We start from the raw sequence: 20,483 nt of genomic DNA on the forward strand, positions 1-20,483 counted from the left end.
TCGACGAAAGGGTGACCATGCGATTCACGTACGCCGAGGCGATGACGGATCCGTCGTACTACGTCCCGCTCGCGCAGGCGGCGGAGGAGGCCGGCTACCACAGCATGTGCGTCGCCGACAGCATCGCGTATCCCGAGGTCTCGGACTCGACGTACCCGTACACCCCCGACGGCAGCCGGGAGTTCCTCGACGGCAAGGAGTTCGTCGAGACCTTCGTGCTCGCCTCGGCACTCGCGGCGTCGACGAAGACCCTCCGCTTCACGCCCTTCGTCCTGAAGCTGCCGATCCGCCCGCCGGTGCTGGTCGCCAAGCAGGCAGCGTCGCTGGCCTCCCTCAGCGGCAACCGCTTCTCGCTCGGCGTGGGCATCAGCCCGTGGCCCGAGGACTTCGAGATCATGGGCGTGCCCTTCGAGCGCCGCGGTAAGCGCATGGACGAGTGCATCGAGATCATCAAGGGCCTCTCGACCGGTGAGTACTTCGAGTACCACGGCGAGTTCTTCGACATCCCGTCCATCAAGATCGCCCCCGTGCCCACGGAGCCGCTGCCCATCCTGGTCGGCGGCCACGCCGACGCTGCGCTGCGCCGCGCGGTGCGCCTCTGCGACGGCTGGATGCACGCCGGCGGCGACGGCGAGGAGCTCGACCGCATGCTCGCGCGGATCGACGAGCTCCGCGCCGAGCACGACAAGAAGGAGTTCGAGATCCACGTGATCTCCCTGGACGCCTACACCGTGGACGGCATCAAGCGGCTCGAGGACAAGGGCGTCACCGACGTCATCGTCGGCTTCCGGCTGCCCTACCAGCTCGGCCCGGACACCGAGCCGCTGCAGCCCAAGATCGACCACCTGCGGCGCTACGCCGATTCCGTCATCAGCAAGTTCTAGGAGGCCTCATGAAGGACGATCACCCCGCCGTGCTCGCCGGCCGCGCTTCGCAGTCGGCGGCGAGCGGCCACCGCAAGGAGCAGTGGCTCGACTTGTTCGCCGCCGACGGCGTGGTCGAGGACCCGGTCGGCCCCTCCGGCTTCGACCCCGAGGGCAAGGGACACCACGGCCGCGAGGAGATCGCGGCCTTCTACGACAAGACCATCGGCGTCGCGGAGTCCCTGGAGTTCCTCTTCGACGACGGCTTCGCCTGCGGCAACGAGGTTGCCTTCACCGGCCTCATCCGCACCGTGATCGGCGGGCACGTCATCGACGCGGAGGGCGTCTTCACCTACAAGGTCGATGACGCGGGGAAGATCGTGGCGCTCCGCGCCTTCTGGGAGGTCGACCGCGCCATGGCCACCGCCCGCCCCGTCTGAACCTCGGTCCCGGGTCTGTGAATCCACGGCTCAGCTCGACAGGAGGCCAGATCTGGCCGCCTGCGCATCTCAGCCGTGGATTCACGGACGGGTCAGTGGTGTGGAGCGGAGCAGGTTCAGCGCGCGGTGAACACCGCGTCCGCGAGCACGGGGGCGGCGCGCTCGACCGACTCCGCGGTCACCAGGTGACGATCCCCGTCGTGCCAGATCCGCACGCGCAGCGTCTCGCCCGGCAGCATGATCCCCGCGAACTTCGCCGACCACGAGCCCACCGCGGAGGCGTCGCCGTCCAGCACGGCGTCGGTGACGGCCTTGGCGACGATGCCGTAGGTGCACAGCCCGTGCAGGATCGGCGCGTCGAAGCCCGCGCCCTTCGCGAACGCGGGATCCGAGTGCAGGGGGTTGCGATCGCCGCACAGCCGGTAGAGCAGCGCCTGCTGGGGCAGGGTCGGCACGTCGACGGTGACGTCGGCGTCCCGCTCGGGCAGCTCGACCTTCTCCGACGGCCCGCGTTCCCCGCCGAAACCGCCCTCGCCGCGGGCGAAGATGGACGACCGCGCGGTCCACAGCGGCTCTCCGGCCCCATCGACCACCTCGGTCTCCTGCCAGATCACGGCGGCCTTGCCCTTGTCGTGCACGTCGCTGATCCGGGTGCGGGCCACCGCGGTGCCGGAGGCGGGCAGCGGACGGTGCGCGGTTACCGACTGGCTGCCGTGCACCACCTTGGCGAGGTCGATCTCGACGCCGGGGAACGAGACCTTCGGCGGCTCGGTGGCGTGGAAGTTCTGCGCCACGGTCGCGAAGGTCGGCAGCACGACGGTGTCCTGCTCGGTGGCGTAGCGCAGCTCGCGGGCCGAGAGCGGGTCCGCCCCCGCGCCCAGTGCCAGCTGGTAGAGCAGCACGTCGGAGGTGCTCCAGGAGAACTCGGCGGTGCCGAGCTCAGCACCGATCGCGACCGACGGGTCGATGGGCATGGATCTCCCTAGGCAGTAGGACGGTGACGGGCTATTCGTAGGTGATGTGCACGGACGGGGTGCGGCGCATCGACTGGCAGGCCAGGATGAGCCCGTCGTCGAGGTCCTCCTGGTCGAGCACCTCGTTGTGGGCCAGCTCGACCTCGCCCTCGACGATGCGGCAGGCGCAGGCGCTGCACGCGCCCTCGCGGCAGGAGTACGGCGCCTCGAGGCCGGCCTCGAGCATCACGTCCAGCAGCTTCTTCTCGGCGGGCCACGCGAGCTCGGTGGTCGTCCCGTCCAGCTCGACGGTGACGGTGCCCCCGTCGTCCGCGGGCGCCGGTGCGTCGTCGACGGGCAGATCCTCCGCCTCGGCGATCGCGGCCTTCTCCTCCGCCTCCTCCTGCGCGGCCTCCACCTCGAAGGGGTTGCGCGGCAGGGAGCGGAACTTCTCGATGTGCACCTCGCGGCGGCCCTTGCCGAGCGAGGTCATGGCCTCGGAGACCGCGTCCATGAACGGCCCGGGGCCGCACACGAAGACCTCGCGGGAGGCGTAGGGAGCGGCGAGCGCCGCGAGGTTAGCGGCGCTCGGCAGGCCCTGCACGGATTCCAGCCAGTGCACCACGACGAGGCGGTCGGGGTACGTGCGGGTCAGCTCGGCGAGCGCGGAGGCGAAGATCACCGACTGCGCATCGCGGTTCGCGTAGATCAGCGTCACGGAGCCGGTGCCGGTCTCCAGCACCGACCGCAGGATCGACAGGATGGGCGTGACGCCGCTGCCGCCCGCGAAGAGCAGCATGTCCACGTCGACGGACTTCGGCGTGAAGATGCCCGCGGGCACCAGCACGTCGACCTCCATGCCGGGGGTGGCGTTGTCGCACAGCCAGTTCGAGGCGTAGCCCTCCGCGGTGCGCTTGACGGCCACCCGCAGGGGGCCGCCGTCGTGGGGCGCGCTGCACAGGGAGTAGCAGCGCGCCACCGAGCCGGTCTCGTCGCTCGGCACGCGCAGCGTGAGGAACTGGCCCGGCTTGTAGGTGAACTGATCCGCCAGCTCGGCGGGCACCTCGAACTCGATGGAGTGCGCGTCGTGCGTCTCCGAGACCACCTTGGCGACGAGTAGTCGGTGGATGCTCACTTCTTCGTCACTCTCCTAGTCGGTGTCCGGCGGAGCGACGTCCGTCGGCACGGGTACCTCGCCGAGTTTCGCGGCGCGCGTGATCGATTCCATCAGGCGCGGGCAGGTGGCCCGCAGGGCGGACCCGGCACCGTCGGTGGCGAAGACCGTGCACTCGCGCGCGGAACCGCACCACTGGATCGACGTGTGTTCCCGGCTGTTCTTGCGGACCTGCACCGCGACGCCGCAGGTGCCGCAGTTCAGCGGGGTGAAACCGTCGGTGAGGAAGCCCTCCCGATCGGACACCGTCGACGGCAGCACGACCGGCTCGCCGAACATCGTCACCGTGGGGGACATGGGATCAGGCCCCTGCCCCGGATGCGTCCGCGGCGGCCTTCTCGGACTCCTGGCGCGCGATGTTCTGCGCGACCTCGGCCTCCCACGCCTCGACGGCGTGGGTGGTGTCGATCTCGAACTCGAAGCGCTGGGTCATGTCCTCGGAGACCTCGGCGGCGTCGACGTAGAACTGCTCGTACCACCGGCGCAGCTGGTAGACGGGGCCGTCCTCCTCGCACAGGAGCGGGTTGTCGATGCGGGTCTTGTTCTTCCAGATCTCCACGTCCTGCAGGAAGCCCAGGCCCACGTTCTTGGCGAACTTGCCGGCCAGGTAGTCGGACTTCTCGTCGTCGAAACCGGGCAGCTTCTTGACCTTCACGCCGTACATCAGCTTGAACGAGTGCTGATCGATCGGGTAGTGGCAGTTGATCAAGATGTTCTCGATCTGGAAGCCCTTGTAGTCGTTATGCAGGTAGTTGATCATGTACGACGGCCCGAAGTAGTGCGCCTCGGACTTGAGCAGCACGTCGTCGCCGCCGGAGAGCCCGATGTCGGTGACGTCGTTGCGGCCCTTGGTGTCCAGGTACTGCGAGGCGATGTGCCCGTCGAAGACGTTCTTGAAGTACGTGGGCAGGCCGTAGTGGATGTAGAAGAAGTGCGGCATGTCGACCACGTTGTCGACGATCTCGCGGCAGTTGCTGCCCTCGATGATGATCTCGTTCCACACCCAGTTCGACCACTCGGGACCGTCGACGTCGCCGTCGATCTTCGGAATGTCCAGTTCCGCAGGCGGCTTGGAGTTCTCCACGTCGTGCCAGATGAACAGCTGGTCGTTCTCGACCATGGTGGGCCACGTGCGGGTGCGGGCCCGCAGCGGCACGCGCTTGGCGTACGGGATGGCCTTGCACTTGCCGTCGCCGCCCCAGCGCCAGTCGTGGAACGGGCAGGCGATCTCGTTGCCCTTGACGGTGCCCTGCGTCAGGTCGCCGCCCATGTGCCGGCAGTAGCCGTCGAGGACGTTGATTTTGCCGTCCTCGCCGGCGAAGACCACGAGCTTGGTGCCGAAGGCCTCGACGGAGTGGGGCTTCCCGTCGGCGAAGTCCTTCAGCAGGCCGACGCAGTGCCAGCCGCGGGCGTAGCGGGTGGGTGCCGTGCCGCTGTCGATGAGGCGGGCTGTCGCCTCGGTCTCAGTACTCATGCGATCTCCTCTTCCGCGCGGACGGGGGCTGCCGCCGCGGGGATCGATTCCTTACCCGCCATGTCCTCGACTGCGAGGTAGGCGAAGACCATGGCGGGGCCGATTGTGGCGCCGGGGCCCGCGTAGGTGTGGCCCATGACGGGCGAGCTGGTGTTGCCGGAGGCGTACAGACCGTCGATGACGGTGCCGTCGGCGCGCTGGACCCGGCCCGCGACGTCGGTGCGCAGGCCGCCCTTCGTGCCGAGATCGCCGGGGACCATACGTGCAGCGTAGAACGGCCCGGTGGTCAATTCGGCGAGACTGGGGTTCGGCTTGTTCCGGGGGTCGCCGTAGTAGTGGTCGTAGGCGCTCTCGCCGCGGTGGAAGTCCTCGTCGCGCCCGGCGCGGGCGAAGCCGTTGAACTTGTCGACGGTGGCGGTCAGCGCCTCCGCCGGGACGTCCATCTTCTCGGCCAGTTCGGCCAGGCTGTTCGCGCGGACCATGTTGCCGGACTCGTACCAGCGCTTGGGGAGCGGCTGACGCGGGGGCTGGCCGGCGAACATGTAGCGGTTGCGGTAGCGCTGGTCGAAGACCAGCCAGCACGGCACGTTCTCGCCCGGGCCCTCGCCCTGGCCGTACCGGCCGCCGTACATCGCGTGCACGGCCTCCACGTAAGGCGCGGACTCGTTGACGAAGCGCTCGCCCGCGGTGTTCACCATGACGCTGCCCGGCAGCGAGCGCTCGGACAGGGCGAACCAGGCCATCTTCGGCAGCTGGATGGACGGGCCCCACCAGGCGTCGTCCATGAACTCGAGGGCGCCGCCCACGGCCGCTCCCGCGCGGATCGCGTCGCCGGTGTTGGCGGGGACGCCGTTGGTCCACTCGGTGCCGATGGGGGCGCGCTGGTACTGCGCGCGCATCTCAGCGCTGGATTCGAAGCCGCCGGCGGCCAGGATCACGCCGCGCCGGGCGGTGAGGTGCACTTGCGTTCCGTCGCGGTCGACGGTGACGCCGGTGACCCGGCCGTCCTCCTCGGTGAGCCCGACGAGGGAGGTGTTCAGCCACAGCGGCACGTTCGCGCGCTGCAGGCCGACGCGCAGCGCGGCGATCAGTGCCTGGCCGCGGCCGAGCAGGTGCTTGCCGCGAACCCGGGCGCCGTAGTAGCGACCGGCCACCCGGAGCGCGCGCAGCGGCCCCTTGGGGTGGCGCATGATCAGGTTGAGCCACTTGAAGTCGGCCTGCGTGACCACCAGGTTCATGGGGGCCTTGGTGTAGTCGGGCTCGAGGTTCTTCAGCTCGTCGCCGAGCTGCTTGCCGTCGAAGGGCTTCGGCTCGCAGGAGCGGCCGTGCGCCCGCCCGCCCGGCGCCTCCGGGTAGTAGTCGGAGTAGCCCGGCACCCAGGTGAGCTCCAGCGGGCTCATCCGGTGCACCATCGAGATGACCTCGGGGCCGCGGTCGATGTAGGTGTCGATCCGCTCGGCCGGCACCACGTCGCCGATGATGGAGTGCAGGTACTTGCGCGCCTCATCGGGGGTGTCCTTGATCCCCGCCTTCACCAGCGACTCGTTGCCGGGTACCCAGACGCCGCCGCCGGAGCGGGCGGTGGACCCGCCGTAGTGCGCCGCCTTCTCCACGACCAGCACGCTGAGCCCGCTGTCCGCCGCCTTGAGCGCGGCGGTCATGCCCGCTGCGCCGCTACCCACCACGATCACGTCGTATTCGGTGGTCTCCGCCGTCATCGACTCTCCTCGCTGATGAAACAAGTTCTCTAGCCTCACCTGCGCCGATGGGCAGCAGGTACGCGCTACAACTGCAGCATAGACTAGAACACGTTTCACTCGCCAGGGTTCAGCGGTGATCGGGCCGCGGCGCCACACGGGCGCCGCCGCCGAGGAGGTCGATCGTCAGGCGATCAGCAGGGGATGGTGATCCGCTCGTAGGTCCCGGTACTGGGACGGAAGACCCACTTGGGCTGCGGCGTGCACCGCGGCGTCGGGGCCGGCGTGGTGACCCGCGGCACGGTCCGCACGGGCGCGGGCGCGGTGGTGACCGGCTCGGGCGGCGCGACGGTCGTCGGCGGAGGGGTGGGGCTCGGCGTCGACGGCGCGGTCGTGCTCGCGAGTGCCGGGCTCGACGGTGCCGTGGACGACGGGGAGGCGCTCGGCGCGACCTCGGTCGACCGGAGCGAACCCGACGGTGCCACAACGGGCCGCGGGTCGGTCGACGGGCCGCTGCACATGCTCACGCTGACGGCGATCGCCGCGACGCAGAGCGCCGTCGCGGCCGCGATCGCGAGCACCCGGCCGGTGAAGCCGCCGAGGCGTGCGGAGCCCGAGGAGTTCACCCGATGGGTCATCCCGCGCACCCGTTCCGGTCGATCGCGGGCGCGGCGGACGCTGTCGCAGTCATCGCACCATCTTCGCAGCCCGCGGCTTGTTTCGGGAGAACCGGCACCAGTGCGAGTGTGGTTGGCGCACAGCGAATTCGATTCCGTGTCCGTGGTCCGCGAACGCGGATCGCCGAATTCGTTCGCGATCGCGACAACGTCCAGGTCGAAGGGCAACAGGAGACGCGGGTTACTGCAAAGCGAACCGCTATCCAGTTGCGGCGGCGATGCCCGCGCGACGACCGAAGAAGCTCCCGTCGCCGAGGCTGGTCCCGCTGGCGTACCCGCCCGCGCACACCCCCGACGTGCACCGCCCGGCCGCGAACAGGCCGGGGATCGGCGCACCGTCGACGTGCAGCACCCGCGCCTCCACGTCCGTGCGCAACCCGCCCAGGGTGAATCCGGCGGTGAAGCCGCGCATGTCCCAGGCGGCCACGGGTCCGGCGAGCGGCCGCACCCACTGCTCCTTCTTGTGCAGGAGGGGATCGGTGCCGTTCTCCGCGTGCCGGTTGTACGTGTCGACGGTGCCGGTCAGCGCACCGTCGGGGAGGCCCATGTCGGACTCGAGCTCCGCGACCGTCTCGGCGGCCCAGGTCGGCGGCTGCCGGAAGTAGGGCGTCGAGGTCTCGGTGGCGAGCGCCTCCTCGTGCGCGTCCATGTCCATGACCAGGTACGCCGCGTTGTCCTGCTGGATCAGCACGGCCTGGCCGATCCGCCCGCCGTAGGTGTCCTCGGCGATGAACCGCTGGCCGCGGCCGTTGACGAGGATCCCGCGGGCCATCATCTGGGGGTCGCCGAAGAAGGCGACCTCGGTCGCATCCATGTGGGCCAGCGCGGCGCCCGCGGCCTGCGCCATGAGGATCCCGGCCCCGTCGTGCTCCTCGATCGCCGCGGCCGGGCGCCCGATCAGCCGCGGCGCGTAGGTCTCGATCATCTCCGCGTTGTAGGCGAAGCTGCCGGTGGCGAGGACGACGCCCCGTCGGGCCCGCACGTGCAGGTCCGTGCCGAACCGGCGGGCGACGAGGCCCTCGACGCGGCCGTCCGGGCCCGTCACCAGTGCCCGCGCGCGGACGTCGTACTCGGCGCGCACCCCGAGCGCCTCTGCGGTCTCGACCAGCGGTTTCATCAGCATGTAGCCCGCCCCGCGCACGCCGGTCCGCTTGTCGGCCATCTGGGGGACGTGCCCGCGGGGCGCGGGCGTCGCGATCGTGCTGAAGGGTGCGGCGTTCTCCCCGCCGGAGAAGCCGAGCCCCTCGTCGTGCGGCACCTCCCAGCCGGGCTCGCCCCAGAACTCCACCTTGAAGACCACGCCGCAGCCGGTCAGCCAGTCGTAGTGCTCGGTGCTGCCGTGGGCGTAGGCGTGGATCTTCGCCCCGTCGACGCCGGGCCCGAGCGCGGCGGTCAGGAAGGTCTCCATGTTCTCGGCGCTGTCCTCGAAGCCGAGTGCTCGCTGCAGCGGGGTGCCGCCGCCGAGATAGATCCACCCGCCGGACAGTGCGGCCGCCCCGCCCCAACCGCCGGTGCGGTCGAGGACGAGGACGTCGGCGCCGGCGCGGGCCGCCTCGATCGCGGCGCAGACGCCCGCGATGCCGTACCCGGCGATCACCACGTCGGCCTCCAGATCCCAGGTCGGAACGTCGGCGGCGGGGACGGGGCGGCGGCTCTCGGGCATGGCTCTCCTCGGACGGTCTCGAAACCGGTTACAACAGCAAGATAGGTGGATCCGAACCTTTGATGTAGCGTTTCGCGTCAGAAAATGAGAACGTGTTCTAGTATCGATTCCAACGGCGGGCTTCGGGGTTCGCCAGAGGGTCTTCAGGAGGCGAGGAAAGATGAGCGATCAGAGCGTCGACGCGGTGCTGGCTGAGGTGGCGGAGCTGCTGCCCACCCTCCGGGACCGGGCGCAGGAGACGGAGGACGCGCGCCGGATCCCGGCCGAGTCCATCAAGGCGCTGCAGCAGAGCGGCTTCTTCCGCCTCCTGCAGCCGAAGCGCTACGGCGGTTTCGAGGCCGATCCGGTGGCGTTCTACACCGCGGTCAAGATGCTGGCGAGCGCCTGCGGTTCCACCGGCTGGGTCTCCTCGATCCTCGGCATCCACCCGTGGAACGTGGCCCTGTTCGACGACCGCGCGCAGCAGGAGGTGTGGGGCGAGGACCAGGACACGCTGATCTCGTCGTCGTACGCCCCGATGGGCAAGTCGGAGATCGTCGAGGGCGGCTACCGCCTCTCGGGCAAGTGGAGCTTCTCCTCCGGCTGCGACCACGGCACCTGGGCGCTGCTCGGCGGCCCCGCGTTCAAGGACGGCAAGCCGGTCGACTTCCTGACCTACCTCGTGCCGATCAGCGACTACACGATCAACGACGTGTGGCGCACCGTCGGCCTCCGCGGCACCGGCAGCAACGACATCGTGGTCGACGACGTCTTCGTCCCCGAGCACCGCGCCCTCAGCTTCCAGCTGGTCAGCAAGTGCAAGGGGCCGGGCCAGGAGGTCAACACCAGCCCGCTCTACAAGCTGCCCTTCGGCTCGGTGCACCCGTCCACGATCACCGCCCCGATCATCGGCATGGCGCAGGGCGCGTACGACGCCCACGTCGAGCATCAGCGCAAGCGCGTGCGCGCCGCCTACGCGGGCGAGTCCGCGAAGGAGGACCCCTTCGCCATGGTCCGCGTGGCCGAGGCGGGCAGCGAGATCGACGCGGCGTGGCTCCAGCTGATCTCCAACATCAACGAGGAGTACGCGCTCGTCAAGGCCGGCGAGAAGATCCCGTTCAACCTGCGCCTCAAGGTCCGTCGCGACCAGGTGCGCGGCACCGAGCGGGCGATCTTCGCCGTGGACCGCATGTTCGAGAACTCGGGCGGCCGCGCGCTGGCCGAGGGCACGCCGATCCAGCGGTTCTGGCGCGACGCCCACGCCGGCCGGGTGCACGCCGCGAACGATCCCGAGCGCGCCTACAAGATGTTCGGCACCGGCGAGTTCGGCCTGCCCGTCATGGACGGGATGGTCTAGGCATGCCGGACACGGACGTGGACGTCCTCAAGGAGGGGAAGTTCGCCACCACGGCGGCCGGCCTCACGCTGCACTATCACGAGGCCGGCGAGGAGAACCGCGCCAACGGCACCGTCGTGCTGCTGCACGGCAGCGGCCCCGGCGTCTCCTCGTGGAGCAACTTCGGGCGCAACATCCCGGTGTTGGCGCAGCGCTTCCACGTGCTCGCCGTCGACCAGCCGGGCTTCGGCCGGTCCGACAAGCCGACCGAGCACCCGCAGTACTTCGTGCACAGCGCGACGGCGCTCGCGGGCCTGTTGGACACGCTGGGCATCACGGGACGCGTACACCTGGTGGGCAATTCGCTCGGCGGCGGCACCTCGGTGCGGTTCGCTCTCGACTTCCCGGAGCGGGCGGGCCGGCTCGTGCTCATGGGCCCGGGCGGCCTCAGCGTGAACACCTTCGCGCCGGACCCCACGGAGGGCCTGCGCACCCTGCAGAAGTTCTACGCCGCTCCCAGCAAGGAGCGGCTCGAGGACTTCCTGCGGATCATGGTCTTCGACCAGAAGATGATCACGCCCGAGCTCGTCGAGGAGCGCTTCGAGCTCGCGCTCGACCCCGAGGCGATCGCCGCGTTCAAGGCCATGGGCAAGTCCTTCGCGTCCGCGGACTACGAGAAGGGCATGCTCTGGCGCGACGCCTACAAGCTGCGCCAGCCCGTGCTCATGATCTGGGGCCGCGAGGACCGGGTCAATCCGCTCGACGGTGCCCTGCTCGCGCTCAAGCAGATCCCGCGCGCCCAGCTGCACGTCTTCGGGCAGTGCGGCCACTGGGCGCAGCTCGAGAAGTTCGACGAGTTCAACCGGCTCACGGCCGATTTCCTGACCGGCTGACAAGGAGAAACAGGTAGATGGCGATCAAGGCCCTCGGGTACATGCGCATCGAGGCCACCGACATGGCGGCCTGGCGCGAGTACGGGCTCAAGGTGCTCGGGATGATGGAGGGAACGGGCAACGACCCCGATTCGCTCTACCTGCGCATGGACGACTTCGCGGCCCGCCTGGTGATCGTGCCCGGCGAGAAGGACCGGCTGCTGGTCTCCGGCTGGGAGGTCACCGACGCCCTCGGGCTCCAGGAGCTCCGCGACACCCTCAGCGCCGCGGGCGTCGCCTTCGAGGAAGGCACCAAGGACGAGAAGGCGGAGCGCCGCGTCGAGGGCCTGATCCGCTTCCAGGATCCGGCGGGCAACACGCTCGAGGCCTTCCACGGTGCGCAGTACCTCGGCCGACGCTTCGTCAGCCCGTACGGCCACCGGTTCATCACCGGCGAACAGGGGCTCGGCCACGTCGTGCTCACCTGCACGGACGACGCTGCGGCGCAGGAGTTCTACCAGGGCGTGCTCGGCTTCCGGCTCCGCGACTCCATGCGGCTGCCCCCGCAGATGGTGGGGCGCCCCGCGGACGGCGACCCGGCGTGGCTGCGCTTCTACGGCTGCAACCCGCGCCACCACGCGCTCGCCTTCCTGCCCCTGCCCAACCCGACGGGGATCGTCCACCTCATGGTGGAGGTGGAGAACTCCGACGACGTCGGCCTGGCGCTGGATCGCGCGAACCGCAAGAAGGTCAAGATGTCCGCCACCCTCGGCCGGCACATCAACGACAAGATGCTGTCCTTCTACATGAAGACGCCGGGCGGCTTCGACATCGAGTTCGGCTGCGAGGGGCTCGAAGTCGAGAACGACGACTGGATCGCACGGGAGTCGACCGCGGTCAGCCTCTGGGGCCACGACTTCTCCATCGGCTTCAAGGAGCAGTGATGACCGCCCCCGTGATCGAACCGCTCGACTACCGCACCGCGATGGGGCACTTCTGCACCGGCGTCACGGTGATCACCGCCGCGGACGACGAGGGGCCGGCGGGCTTCGCCTGCCAGTCCTTCTCGGCGCTGTCCCTCGACCCGCCCCTGGTCCTGTTCTGCCCCATGAAGACCTCGGGCGCGTGGCGCACCATCGAGCGCACCGGGCGGTTCGCCGTCAACGTGCTCGGCGAGGGCCAGCAGGACGTCAGCTCGGTCTTCGGCTCTCGGCACCCGGACAAGTTCGGGGCGGTCGCGTGGAAGCCCTCGCGCACCGGTTCGCCGCTGCTCGACGGTGCGCTCAGCTGGATCGACTGCGCCGTCGAGACGGTGCACGACGGCGGCGACCACCACATCGTGATCGGCCGGGTGCTCGAGCTCAGCGCGCCGAACGCCGGGCGGCCGCTGCTCTTCTACAAGGGCCGCTACACGCAGACGGTGACCGATCCCGGCGAGGCCCTCCCGCGCACCCTGTCGCTGGACTCGTTCCTCACCTGGCCCGTCGGCGACGACTGGATCTGAGCCCGCGCGCACGTGAGCGCAGGTCAGTCGACCTGCTCGAAGTACGGCGCCTGCGCTGCGCGGGTACGTTCGGCTTGTGGGTTGAGCCCGGTGGACCATGCGGGATAGAGCCGGAAGCCGCGCTTGCCCGCTGAGCTCGAGGAGGAGTACACGCCGAGCGTGCAGAGCACCTCGCCCGGGAACGCGAAGGCGCCGAAGCGCGGACCGTCGGGGACGAGGACGAGCAGGCCCGCGGTCGGATCGCCGGCGTCGAAGGGTTCGGTCTCGCCGTCCGGCCCGCGCCGCCACACCGCCACGAACGCCCCCGGCTTCGTGGGCGTGATCCGCGCTGTGCGGACGCGCCACAGGGCCCCGTCGATATCGGCCGTGCAGGCCTCGTAGTCGCTGCCCTGCGTCTCCGCGGTCACGGCTCGCAGGCGCGCGCCCTTCGCGGCCGCGAAGTGCTCCAGAGCGTGGAAGGCCATGGACCCCAGGATAGTTGCGGCGGTACCGATCTCGTCGAACGGGCGGGGCCGGCGCCGGCCACCTGGTAGTCAGAGAGGGTAGTGGCGGACGTACGAGGAGATGACATGACGGAGCGGATCACCGCGCTCGACCTGCCCGCGGGCGAGCTGAGCGAGGGCACGCGGAAGTACTTCGAGATCTGCCGCGAGAAGCTCGGCATGGTGCCGAACGTCCTGCAGTCGCTGACCTTCGACGAGGCCAAACTGCGCGTATTCAGCGACACCTACAACGACCTCATGCTCGGCGACTCGGGCCTGAGCAAGCTCGAGCGCGAGATGATCGCCGTCGTCGTGTCCTCGGTGAACAAGTGCTTCTACTGCCTCACCGCGCACGGTGCCGCGGTGCGGGAGTTGTCGGGCGACCCGGTCCTCGGCGAGATGCTGGTGATGAACTTCCGCGCCGCGGAGCTGCCGGCGAAGCAACGGGCCATGCTCGAGTTCGCCGAGAAGCTCACGGAAACGCCGTCGAAGATCGACGAGCCGGACCGGCAGCGGCTCCGGGACGCCGGGTTCAGCGATCGCGACGTCTACGACATCGCCAACACCGCGGCCTTCTTCAACATGACCAACCGACTCGCCTCGGCGATCGACATGCGGCCGAACCCGGAGTACCACTCCGCCGCGCGGTGACTCAGTCGGCGGGCAGCGCCGCGGTGAAGTAGCCGATCGTGTCGGCCATGAGCGACGCGTCCGCGGGGACGGTGTCCTGCACGCCGTAGCTGCGGCCCAGTTCCACCGGGTTCCCCGCCCGGGTGACGGTCCACCCCTGCGCGGTGAGGAATTCGGCCGGATCGGAACGGTCCTCGTCGGCGACGAACAGCGAGGTCACGTCGAAGTCGCCGAGAGGATTCCCCTTCTGCGAGTACTTCTCCGTGATCGCGCGGAAGCCGTCGAGGTCGAGCGGCCCGTTCTGGCCCTCCACGGCCACGCGGCTGCCGGGCGCCGAGTGCTCGACGATCCGCTCGAAGAGCAGCGCCTGCGCCGCGGCGGGCAGGTAGGGGAGCAGGCCCTCCACGAGCCACGCCGTCGGTGCGGCACCGTCGAACCCGGAGGACTGCAGCGCGGCCAGCCAGCCGTCGCGCAGGTCGACGGGCACGTGGCGGAGCCCGGCCGCGGGCGCCGCGCCGCGCTCGGCGAGCGTCGACTCCTTGAACGCCAGGACCTCCGGCTGGTCGAGCTCGTAGACGACGGTGCCGGCGGGCAGGTCGAGCCGGTAGGCGCGGGAGTCCAGTCCCGCCGCGAGGATGACGATCTGCCGGACGCCCGCCGCGACCGCGGCCGCCACGAAGTCGTCGAAGTAGCGGGTGCGCACGCCGAGGTGGCGAGTCGCGGCCATCGGATTGCCCGCGTCGTCACCGGCGTCGGCCAACGCGATGGCCCGGGGATCGCCCGCGGCCTCGAGGAAGACCCGCGCGAACGGGTCGCGCGCGAGCGCGTCGGCGCGCTCGGTCTCCACGGCCCGCGCCGCGGCGACCAGCAGGGCCGTGAAGCCCACGCTGGTCGTGATGGTCCAGGTGTCGCCGTCCGTGCGCGTGGTGTCCGACATCCGCGTTTCCTTTCGCAAGTAGTTCGTCTACGAAAGTACCTTGCGTCCGGAGGTCCGGCAAGAACATGTTTCAGGAATGCGCCAGCTCCCGGCGGGCCAGGTGGTGCGCCGGATCGCCGAACAGCTGCGACGAGGAGTGCGCGCGCTTGAAGTACAGGTGCGCATCGTGCTCCCAGGTGATGCCGATGCCGCCGTGCAGCTGAATCATCTCGGCCGCGACGGCGCTGAACGCCTCGGAGCAGTAGGCCTTCGCCGTCGCGACCGCGAGGGCCGCGTCCTCGTCGCCGCGGTCGAGGGCCTCGCCCGCCGCGAGGGCCGCGGACCGGGCCGACTCGACGAGGACGAACATGTCCGCCATCCGGTGCTTGAGGGCCTGGAAGGAGCCGATCGGCCGGCCGAACTGCACGCGGGAGCCCGCGTACTCGACGGTGACGGCCAGGGCCTGCGCCGCCGCGCCGGCCTGCTCGGCCGCGAGGACCGCGCACGCGACGTCGAGCGCGCGGACCAGTGCGGCGCGCGCGCCGTCCCGGAGGAGGCGGGCGGGTGGACCGTCGAGGGCCACCTCCGCGAACCGCCGGGTCGGGTCCATCGACGGGGTGTGCCTGCGGGTCGTCGCGGCGCCGTCGACGAGGTACAGCCCGTCTCCCGCGACGACGAGCAGATCGTCGGCGAGGTCACCGTCGAGGACGAATCGCGCGGTCCCGGAGAGTCTCCCGTCGGTCGCGGTGATCGGGCGCGCGGCGAAGCCGTCGCCGGCGAAGGCGACGGCGGCGATCCGCTCGCCGCTCGCGAGACCGGTCAGCAGCTCGGCCTCGTCGGTGTCGGCGAGCAGCGCCGACGCGAGCACAGCGGAGCCCAGGAAGGGCGACGGGACCAGGTGTCGCCCCAGTTCCTCCGCCACCGTCTGCAGCGCGCGCACCCCCGCGCCGACGCCGTCGTGCGCCTCGGGGACCGCCAGCGCGGCGACGCCGACCTGCTCGCACAGCACCGACCACAGGCCGCGGTCGTAGCCCTCGGCGGAATCGATCGCGGCGCGCAGCGCCGCCGGCGACCACCGTCGGTCGATGACGCTGCGGACCGCGGCCGCCAGATCGTCCAGTTCCGAGCTCATCGCGCCGCCTTCCGGACCGCGTCGAGCACCGTCGCCCGGTGCTCGGCCTGGGTTCCCCACGCCGACTGCAGGGCCCGGACCTTGGTGATCCACAGGCCGAGGTCGTACTCCGCGGTGTAGCCGATCGCGCCGTGCACCTGGAGCGCGGTCCGCGCGGCCAGGTAGGCGGCGTCCGCGGCGGCCACCCGCGCCGCCGCGACGTCGCGCGCGGGATCGAGATCGACGCCGCGGGAGGCGTTGCCCGACAGCGCCACGGCCGCTCCGCTCAGGAGTGGCGCCGCCAGCTCGAGCCGCGTCGCCACGTCGGCGAGGAGGTGCTTGATCGCCTGGTACTCGCCGATCGCCTTGCCGTACTGGGCGCGGGCCTTCGCGTACTCGACGGTGTCGTCCAGCAGCCGTCGCCCGGCGCCGAGCAGCTGCGCCGCCACCGCGAACGCCCCCGCCACCTCGCCCGATTGAACGACGTTCTGGAGATCGCGACCTGGGGTTTCTCCCTCCAGAACGTCGTTCAATTCCGTGGGGAAGAGGCGACGGGTCGGGTCGACGGAACCCAGGGGCCCGGTCGACGGTGCCTCGACCGTCGCGATTGCGCCGTCGGCGCCCACGACGAAGCGGAGGTCCGCGACGTCGGCGTCGAGCAGGAACGGGGTGCGCGGCGCGAGGGCGACGGTGCCGATCGCGCCGTCCGCGAGGGAACGAAGGTGCCCGGGGTCGCTGAGCAGCGCGGGCAGCACGGCGATGGACTCGACGACCGGTCCGGGCACGCCGTGATAGCCCAAGGCCTGGAAGGCGACGGCGAGATCGACGGGGTCGCCGCCGACGCCGCCGTGCTCCTCCGGGATCGCGAGGCCGGTCACGCCGAGGTCGGCGAGCGCCGCCCAGACCTTCCGGCCGGGGCTGTTGTCGCCGTCGGCCCACGCGCGGGCCGCGGCCACCACGCCGGCCCGCGAGAGCAGATCGTCGAGCGACTCCGTGAAGGCCGCGTTCTCCTGCGACGGTGCGAATCTCATCGGGCTCCCCGAGGTAGGCCGAGGAGACGCTCGGCGATGGTGTTGCGCTGGATCTGGTCGGTGCCGCCGTAGATGGGGCCCGCCAGCGAGAACAGGTAGCCGGCCGGCCAGCGCCCCTCGTCGGGAGCGGATTCGCCGGTGAGTTCGCCGCGCGGGCCGAGCAGGTCGAGGGCGGTCTCGTTGAGCGCCACGTCCAGGTGGCTCCAGAACAGCTTGTTCACACTCGATTCCGGGCCGAGCTCGCCGCCGTCCTGCAGGCGGGTCACGGTGCCGAAGGTGTACAGCTGGTACGCGCGCGCCCCGATCCAGGCGTCGGCGACGCGCTGCGCGTCGGCGCTGGATGTGTCGCCGTCCTCGCGCTCCCACAGGTCGACGAGGGCGTCGGCGGCCGAGAGGAAGCGACCCGGGCTGCGCAATGAGAGACCGCGCTCGTTGTTGGCCGTCGTCATCGCGACGCGCCAGCCCTGGCCGGGCTCGCCGATCACGTCGGCGTCGGGCACGAAGACCTCGTCGAGGAAGATCTCCGCGAAGCCGGGCTCGCCGTCGAGCTGGGGAATCGGACGCACGGTCACCCCCGGCGCACGCAGGTCGAACATCAGGTAGGTCAGACCGCGGTGGCGCTCCGACCCGGGCTCGCTGCGGAACAGGCCGAAGGCACCGTCGGCGAAGGCGGCGCGGGAGCTCCACGTCTTCTGACCCGAGAGCTTCCAGCCCCCGTCGACGCGCGTCGCGGTCGAGCGCAGCGAGGCGATGTCGCTGCCCGCCTCCGGCTCCGACCAGGCCTGCGCCCACACCCGCTCCGAGCGGGCCATCGCCGGAAGGATCCGGGCGCGCTGCTCGTCGGTGCCGTGACTGAAGAGGGTGGGCGCCAGCATGAACAGGCCGTTCTGGTTCACCCGCAGCGGTGCACCCGCGGCGTAGTACTCCTCCTCGAAGATCACCCACTGCAGCATCGTCGCGTCGCGCCCGCCGAACTCGGCAGGCCAGGAGACCGCGGCCAGCCCGGCGTCGGCGAGCTTCGCCTCCCACGCGCGATGCGCGGCGAAGCCCTCGGTGGTGTCGAAGGAGGGGAGGGGCTCGGCCGGCACGTTCGCGGCGAGCCAGGCGCGCACCTCGTCGCGGAAGGCGACGTCGGCGTCGTCGAACTCGAGGTCCACTACTCGGCCTTCCGCGCGGAGTCGCCGGTCGCGCTGCGCGCCCCGGACGCCATCGATTTGGCGCTCTGCCCGCCGAGGGAGTCGCCGCCGGAGACCTCGGCGTTGTGCGCGTGCGCGAAGTGGTGCAGGCCGAACACCGAGTCCATGCCGGCCCGCATGCCCATGAGGTCCTCGCACTGGTTGACGGCCTTCTTCGTCAGTGCCAGGCCGAAACTCGGCATGTCCGCGATCCGCTCGGCGAGCGCGAGCGTCTCCTCCTCGAGCTCGCTGCGGGGCACGACGCGGTTGACCATGCCCCACTCCTTGGCCTGCTGCGCCGAGAAGCGGTCACCCGTGAACAGGAACTCCTTGGCGGCCCGCGGACCCATGACCCACGGGTGCGCGAAGTACTCGACGCCGGGGATACCCATGCGCACCACCGGGTCCGAGAAGAAGGCGTCGTCCGAGGCGACGATGAGGTCGCAGCTCCACGCCAGCATCAGCGCGCCCGCGATGCAGGCCCCCTGCACCGAGGCGATCACGGGCTTCGGGATCTCCCGCCACCGCCGGCACATGCCGAGGTACACCTCGGACTCGCGCGCGAAGCGCTGGTCGCCGCCCTCGCGACCCACGTGATCCCACCAGAGCACGGCCTTGTTCTCGAAGTGCTGGTCGACGTCGCGGCCCGGCGTGCCGATGTCATGCCCGGCCGAGAAGTGCTTCCCGTTGCCCGCCAGCACGATCACCTTGACCGCCGGGTCCTCCACCGCGCGCACGAAGGCGGCGTCGAGCGCGTAGGTCATGGCCGAGTTCTGCGCGTTGCGGTACTCGGGACGGTTCAGGGTGACCACGGCGACGGGGCCGCGCACCTCATAGGTCACCACCTCCGCCTCGGTGTTCGCGTCGGGGGCGGGCGTGCTGTCGGTCATCGCTTCTCTCCTGCTGCAGGGGCGGGCTCGCCGCGCAGGACGCGCTTGAGCACCTTTCCGGTCGCGTTGCGGGGTAGCTCGCTCACGAACTCCACGCTGCGGGGGACTTTGAAGTTGGCCAGGAACTCCCGGCAGTGCTCGATCACGGCGTCCTCGGTCAGCTCACGTCCGGCGGTGAGCACGACGAAGGCCTTGCCGACCTCGCCGAGGCGCGGCTCGGGGACGCCGACCACGGCGCTCTCGGCGACGCCCGGGATCCGGGCGATCACCTGCTCGATCTCCGCCGGGTAGACGTTGAACCCGCCGTTGGTGAACATGTCCTTGATGCGGTCGGTGATCCGCAGGTTCCCCGCATCGTCCATCGATCCGGCGTCGCCGGTGTGGAACCAGCCGTCGGCGTCGAAGGCCTTGGCCGTCGCCTCGGGATCCTCGAAGTACTCGGCGATCACGTTGGGGCCGCGCACCAGGATCTCCCCGTCGTCCGCGATCCGCACCTCCATGTCGCGCACCGCCCGGCCGGAGGTCGTGGCGACCACCTCCGGGCCGTCGTCCGCCCGGCACATCGTCACGACGGGGGCCTCCGAGAGGCCGTAGGCGGTGAGCACGCGCTCGTACAGTTCGGCGCGCATGCGCTCGATCAGGACGACGGGGATCGTGGCCGCGCCGGTGGTGGCGGCGCGCAGGCTCGACAGGTCGTACTGCGCGCGATCCGGGTGGTCGAGCAGCATCTGGTGCACGGTGGGCACGCCGGGCAGGATCGAGATCCGTTCCCGCTGGATGAGATCGAAGGCCGCCGTGACGTCGAAGGTCTGCGCCGGGTAGATGGTCGCGCCGAACTGGAGCGCGGCGAGCACCCCGGCCTTGTAGCCGAAGATGTGGAAGAACGGGCTCGCGATGAGGTAGTGGTCCGCCTCCGTGACGCCCACCAGTTCCGCCCAGTTCGCGGCGTTCGCCAGGGTCTGCGCGTGGGTGCTCATCGCGCCCTTGCTGCGGCCGGAGGTGCCGGAGGTGAAGAAGATGTCCGACGGGTCGTCGGGTGTGACCGCGGCGGCGGCACCGTCGAGCTCGGTGTCGGCGATCCGTGCACCCCGTGCCGCGACACCGTCCCACTCCGGCAGGCGGAGGACGGCGGCGATGTCGCCGGGGAGGCCGCCGGCGGTCGCGATGACGAGCTCGAGCCGGTCCACTCCGAGGAACGGGCCCGCCACGACGAGGCCCCGTGCCCGCGTGCGCACCAGCAGGTCGACGATCTCCGGACCCGTGTAGCGGGTGTTGACGGGGACCAGGACGGCGCCGATGTACGCGGCGCCGAGCGCCGCCTCGATCCACTCGTGTCCGTTCGGCGCGCAGACGGCGACGCGGTCGCCCCGTCGGATCCCCTCCGCGAGGAACGCCCGGGCGACGTCGCGGGCGCGACCGTGCAGATCCGCGTAGCTGATCCGCAGGTCGCCGTCGACCACGGCGGTGTGCTCGCCGAACCGCTCTACGGCGTCGCGCAGCGCCGCTGCGATGGTGCGTGACATGCGCAAACCCTTCTGCCTAGCAAGTGCTTGGTAGAACACGTTACAGTGCGAGCCGAGTCTGTGTAACCTGATTCCACCAAGCAATTGCTTGGT

21 protein-coding genes are annotated in these 20,483 nt (G+C 70.6%); 7 read left to right on the forward strand and 14 right to left on the reverse strand.

The window, feature by feature from the left end; genetic code table 11:
- Nucleotides 1–17: 17 nt before the first annotated feature.
- Together ACLQ3K_RS07400 and ACLQ3K_RS07405 are read left to right on the forward strand one after the other, a co-directional pair.
- Complete coding sequence (locus ACLQ3K_RS07400) at nucleotides 18–884, forward strand: TIGR03619 family F420-dependent LLM class oxidoreductase (RefSeq protein ID WP_336670882.1); 867 nt, start codon at nucleotides 18–20, stop codon at nucleotides 882–884.
- A gap of 8 nt (nucleotides 885–892) precedes the next feature.
- Nucleotides 893–1,303 carry a nuclear transport factor 2 family protein gene (locus tag ACLQ3K_RS07405; RefSeq protein ID WP_425998218.1) on the forward strand — a complete coding sequence of 137 codons (411 nt, stop codon included), beginning with the start codon at nucleotides 893–895 and terminating at the stop codon, nucleotides 1,301–1,303.
- Between the two features lie 116 nt (nucleotides 1,304–1,419).
- Here the strand turns inward: ACLQ3K_RS07405 and ACLQ3K_RS07410 are convergent, their stop codons facing one another.
- From ACLQ3K_RS07410 to ACLQ3K_RS07440, 7 genes are all read right to left on the reverse strand, one after another.
- Complete coding sequence (locus tag ACLQ3K_RS07410) at nucleotides 1,420–2,277, reverse strand: MaoC/PaaZ C-terminal domain-containing protein (protein WP_425998220.1); 858 nt, start codon at nucleotides 2,275–2,277, stop codon at nucleotides 1,420–1,422.
- Between the two features lie 31 nt (nucleotides 2,278–2,308).
- On the reverse strand, nucleotides 2,309–3,391 hold the full coding sequence (locus ACLQ3K_RS07415; RefSeq protein ID WP_224648541.1) for a ferredoxin--NADP reductase: 1,083 nt from the start codon (nucleotides 3,389–3,391) through the stop codon (nucleotides 2,309–2,311).
- 15 nt (nucleotides 3,392–3,406) lie between these two features.
- Complete coding sequence (locus ACLQ3K_RS07420; RefSeq protein WP_224648543.1) at nucleotides 3,407–3,727, reverse strand: hypothetical protein; 321 nt, start codon at nucleotides 3,725–3,727, stop codon at nucleotides 3,407–3,409.
- Between the two features lie 4 nt (nucleotides 3,728–3,731).
- Nucleotides 3,732–4,904 carry a Rieske 2Fe-2S domain-containing protein gene (locus ACLQ3K_RS07425; protein ID WP_224648545.1) on the reverse strand — a complete coding sequence of 391 codons (1,173 nt, stop codon included), beginning with the start codon at nucleotides 4,902–4,904 and terminating at the stop codon, nucleotides 3,732–3,734.
- Nucleotides 4,901–6,622 (reverse strand): 3-oxosteroid 1-dehydrogenase, encoded by a 1,722-nt coding sequence (gene kstD / locus ACLQ3K_RS07430; protein ID WP_425998224.1) that lies wholly within the window; start codon nucleotides 6,620–6,622, stop codon nucleotides 4,901–4,903. The genes ACLQ3K_RS07425 and kstD overlap by 4 nt, the downstream gene beginning before the upstream one ends.
- A gap of 173 nt (nucleotides 6,623–6,795) precedes the next feature.
- Nucleotides 6,796–7,239: a hypothetical protein gene (locus tag ACLQ3K_RS07435; RefSeq protein WP_425998226.1), complete on the reverse strand. Its 444-nt coding sequence runs from the start codon at nucleotides 7,237–7,239 to the stop codon at nucleotides 6,796–6,798.
- 238 nt (nucleotides 7,240–7,477) lie between these two features.
- On the reverse strand, nucleotides 7,478–8,941 hold the full coding sequence (locus ACLQ3K_RS07440; protein WP_425998228.1) for an FAD-dependent oxidoreductase: 1,464 nt from the start codon (nucleotides 8,939–8,941) through the stop codon (nucleotides 7,478–7,480).
- Nucleotides 8,942–9,101: 160 nt separating this feature from the next.
- Between ACLQ3K_RS07440 and hsaA the strand changes: the two genes are divergently transcribed.
- From hsaA to hsaB, 4 genes are read left to right on the forward strand one after another with little or no spacing between them, the layout of a single operon-like run.
- Nucleotides 9,102–10,277, forward strand: a complete 1,176-nt coding sequence (hsaA, locus tag ACLQ3K_RS07445) for a 3-hydroxy-9,10-secoandrosta-1,3,5(10)-triene-9,17-dione monooxygenase oxygenase subunit (RefSeq protein ID WP_415675952.1) — start codon at nucleotides 9,102–9,104, stop codon at nucleotides 10,275–10,277.
- 2 nt (nucleotides 10,278–10,279) lie between these two features.
- The gene (gene hsaD / locus ACLQ3K_RS07450; protein ID WP_425998230.1) at nucleotides 10,280–11,149 is read left to right on the forward strand and encodes a 4,5:9,10-diseco-3-hydroxy-5,9,17-trioxoandrosta-1(10),2-diene-4-oate hydrolase; all 870 of its coding nucleotides are present in this window, start codon (nucleotides 10,280–10,282) and stop codon (nucleotides 11,147–11,149) included.
- Between the two features lie 17 nt (nucleotides 11,150–11,166).
- A complete protein-coding gene (hsaC, locus tag ACLQ3K_RS07455) occupies nucleotides 11,167–12,072 on the forward strand; it encodes an iron-dependent extradiol dioxygenase HsaC (protein ID WP_425998232.1) in 906 nt (301 codons plus the stop codon).
- Nucleotides 12,072–12,632 carry a 3-hydroxy-9,10-secoandrosta-1,3,5(10)-triene-9,17-dione monooxygenase reductase subunit gene (hsaB, locus tag ACLQ3K_RS07460; RefSeq protein ID WP_425998234.1) on the forward strand — a complete coding sequence of 187 codons (561 nt, stop codon included), beginning with the start codon at nucleotides 12,072–12,074 and terminating at the stop codon, nucleotides 12,630–12,632. The genes hsaC and hsaB overlap by 1 nt, the downstream gene beginning before the upstream one ends.
- A 23-nt stretch (nucleotides 12,633–12,655) precedes the next feature.
- Here hsaB and ACLQ3K_RS07465 read toward each other — a convergent pair whose 3' ends face one another.
- The gene (locus tag ACLQ3K_RS07465) at nucleotides 12,656–13,096 is read right to left on the reverse strand and encodes a MepB family protein (RefSeq protein WP_425998236.1); all 441 of its coding nucleotides are present in this window, start codon (nucleotides 13,094–13,096) and stop codon (nucleotides 12,656–12,658) included.
- Between the two features lie 105 nt (nucleotides 13,097–13,201).
- Between ACLQ3K_RS07465 and ACLQ3K_RS07470 the strand changes: the two genes are divergently transcribed.
- Complete coding sequence (locus tag ACLQ3K_RS07470) at nucleotides 13,202–13,765, forward strand: peroxidase-related enzyme (protein ID WP_425998238.1); 564 nt, start codon at nucleotides 13,202–13,204, stop codon at nucleotides 13,763–13,765.
- Between the two features lies 1 nt (nucleotide 13,766).
- On the opposite strand, the gene ACLQ3K_RS07475 is transcribed toward ACLQ3K_RS07470, so the two are convergent.
- The 6 genes from ACLQ3K_RS07475 to ACLQ3K_RS07500 form a co-directional block, all read right to left on the reverse strand.
- Entirely contained in the window at nucleotides 13,767–14,681 is a 915-nt protein-coding gene (locus ACLQ3K_RS07475; protein ID WP_425998240.1) for an SAM-dependent methyltransferase, read from the reverse strand.
- A 70-nt stretch (nucleotides 14,682–14,751) separates the two neighbouring features.
- Nucleotides 14,752–15,792 carry an acyl-CoA dehydrogenase family protein gene (locus ACLQ3K_RS07480; protein ID WP_425998242.1) on the reverse strand — a complete coding sequence of 347 codons (1,041 nt, stop codon included), beginning with the start codon at nucleotides 15,790–15,792 and terminating at the stop codon, nucleotides 14,752–14,754.
- Nucleotides 15,789–16,802 (reverse strand): acyl-CoA dehydrogenase family protein, encoded by a 1,014-nt coding sequence (locus ACLQ3K_RS07485; RefSeq protein ID WP_425998244.1) that lies wholly within the window; start codon nucleotides 16,800–16,802, stop codon nucleotides 15,789–15,791. Before ACLQ3K_RS07485 ends, ACLQ3K_RS07480 begins: the two co-directional genes overlap by 4 nt.
- Nucleotides 16,799–17,959, reverse strand: a complete 1,161-nt coding sequence (locus ACLQ3K_RS07490; RefSeq protein WP_336670893.1) for an acyl-CoA dehydrogenase family protein — start codon at nucleotides 17,957–17,959, stop codon at nucleotides 16,799–16,801. The genes ACLQ3K_RS07485 and ACLQ3K_RS07490 overlap by 4 nt, the downstream gene beginning before the upstream one ends.
- The gene (locus tag ACLQ3K_RS07495; protein WP_336670894.1) at nucleotides 17,959–18,867 is read right to left on the reverse strand and encodes an enoyl-CoA hydratase; all 909 of its coding nucleotides are present in this window, start codon (nucleotides 18,865–18,867) and stop codon (nucleotides 17,959–17,961) included. The genes ACLQ3K_RS07490 and ACLQ3K_RS07495 overlap by 1 nt, the downstream gene beginning before the upstream one ends.
- On the reverse strand, nucleotides 18,864–20,390 hold the full coding sequence (locus ACLQ3K_RS07500) for a FadD3 family acyl-CoA ligase (RefSeq protein ID WP_425998247.1): 1,527 nt from the start codon (nucleotides 20,388–20,390) through the stop codon (nucleotides 18,864–18,866). The genes ACLQ3K_RS07495 and ACLQ3K_RS07500 overlap by 4 nt, the downstream gene beginning before the upstream one ends.
- Nucleotides 20,391–20,483: the final 93 nt, after the last annotated feature.

This window comes from Tsukamurella sp. DT100, assembly GCF_049844855.1.
In the GTDB taxonomy this organism is placed as follows: Bacteria; Actinomycetota; Actinomycetes; order Mycobacteriales; family Mycobacteriaceae; genus Tsukamurella.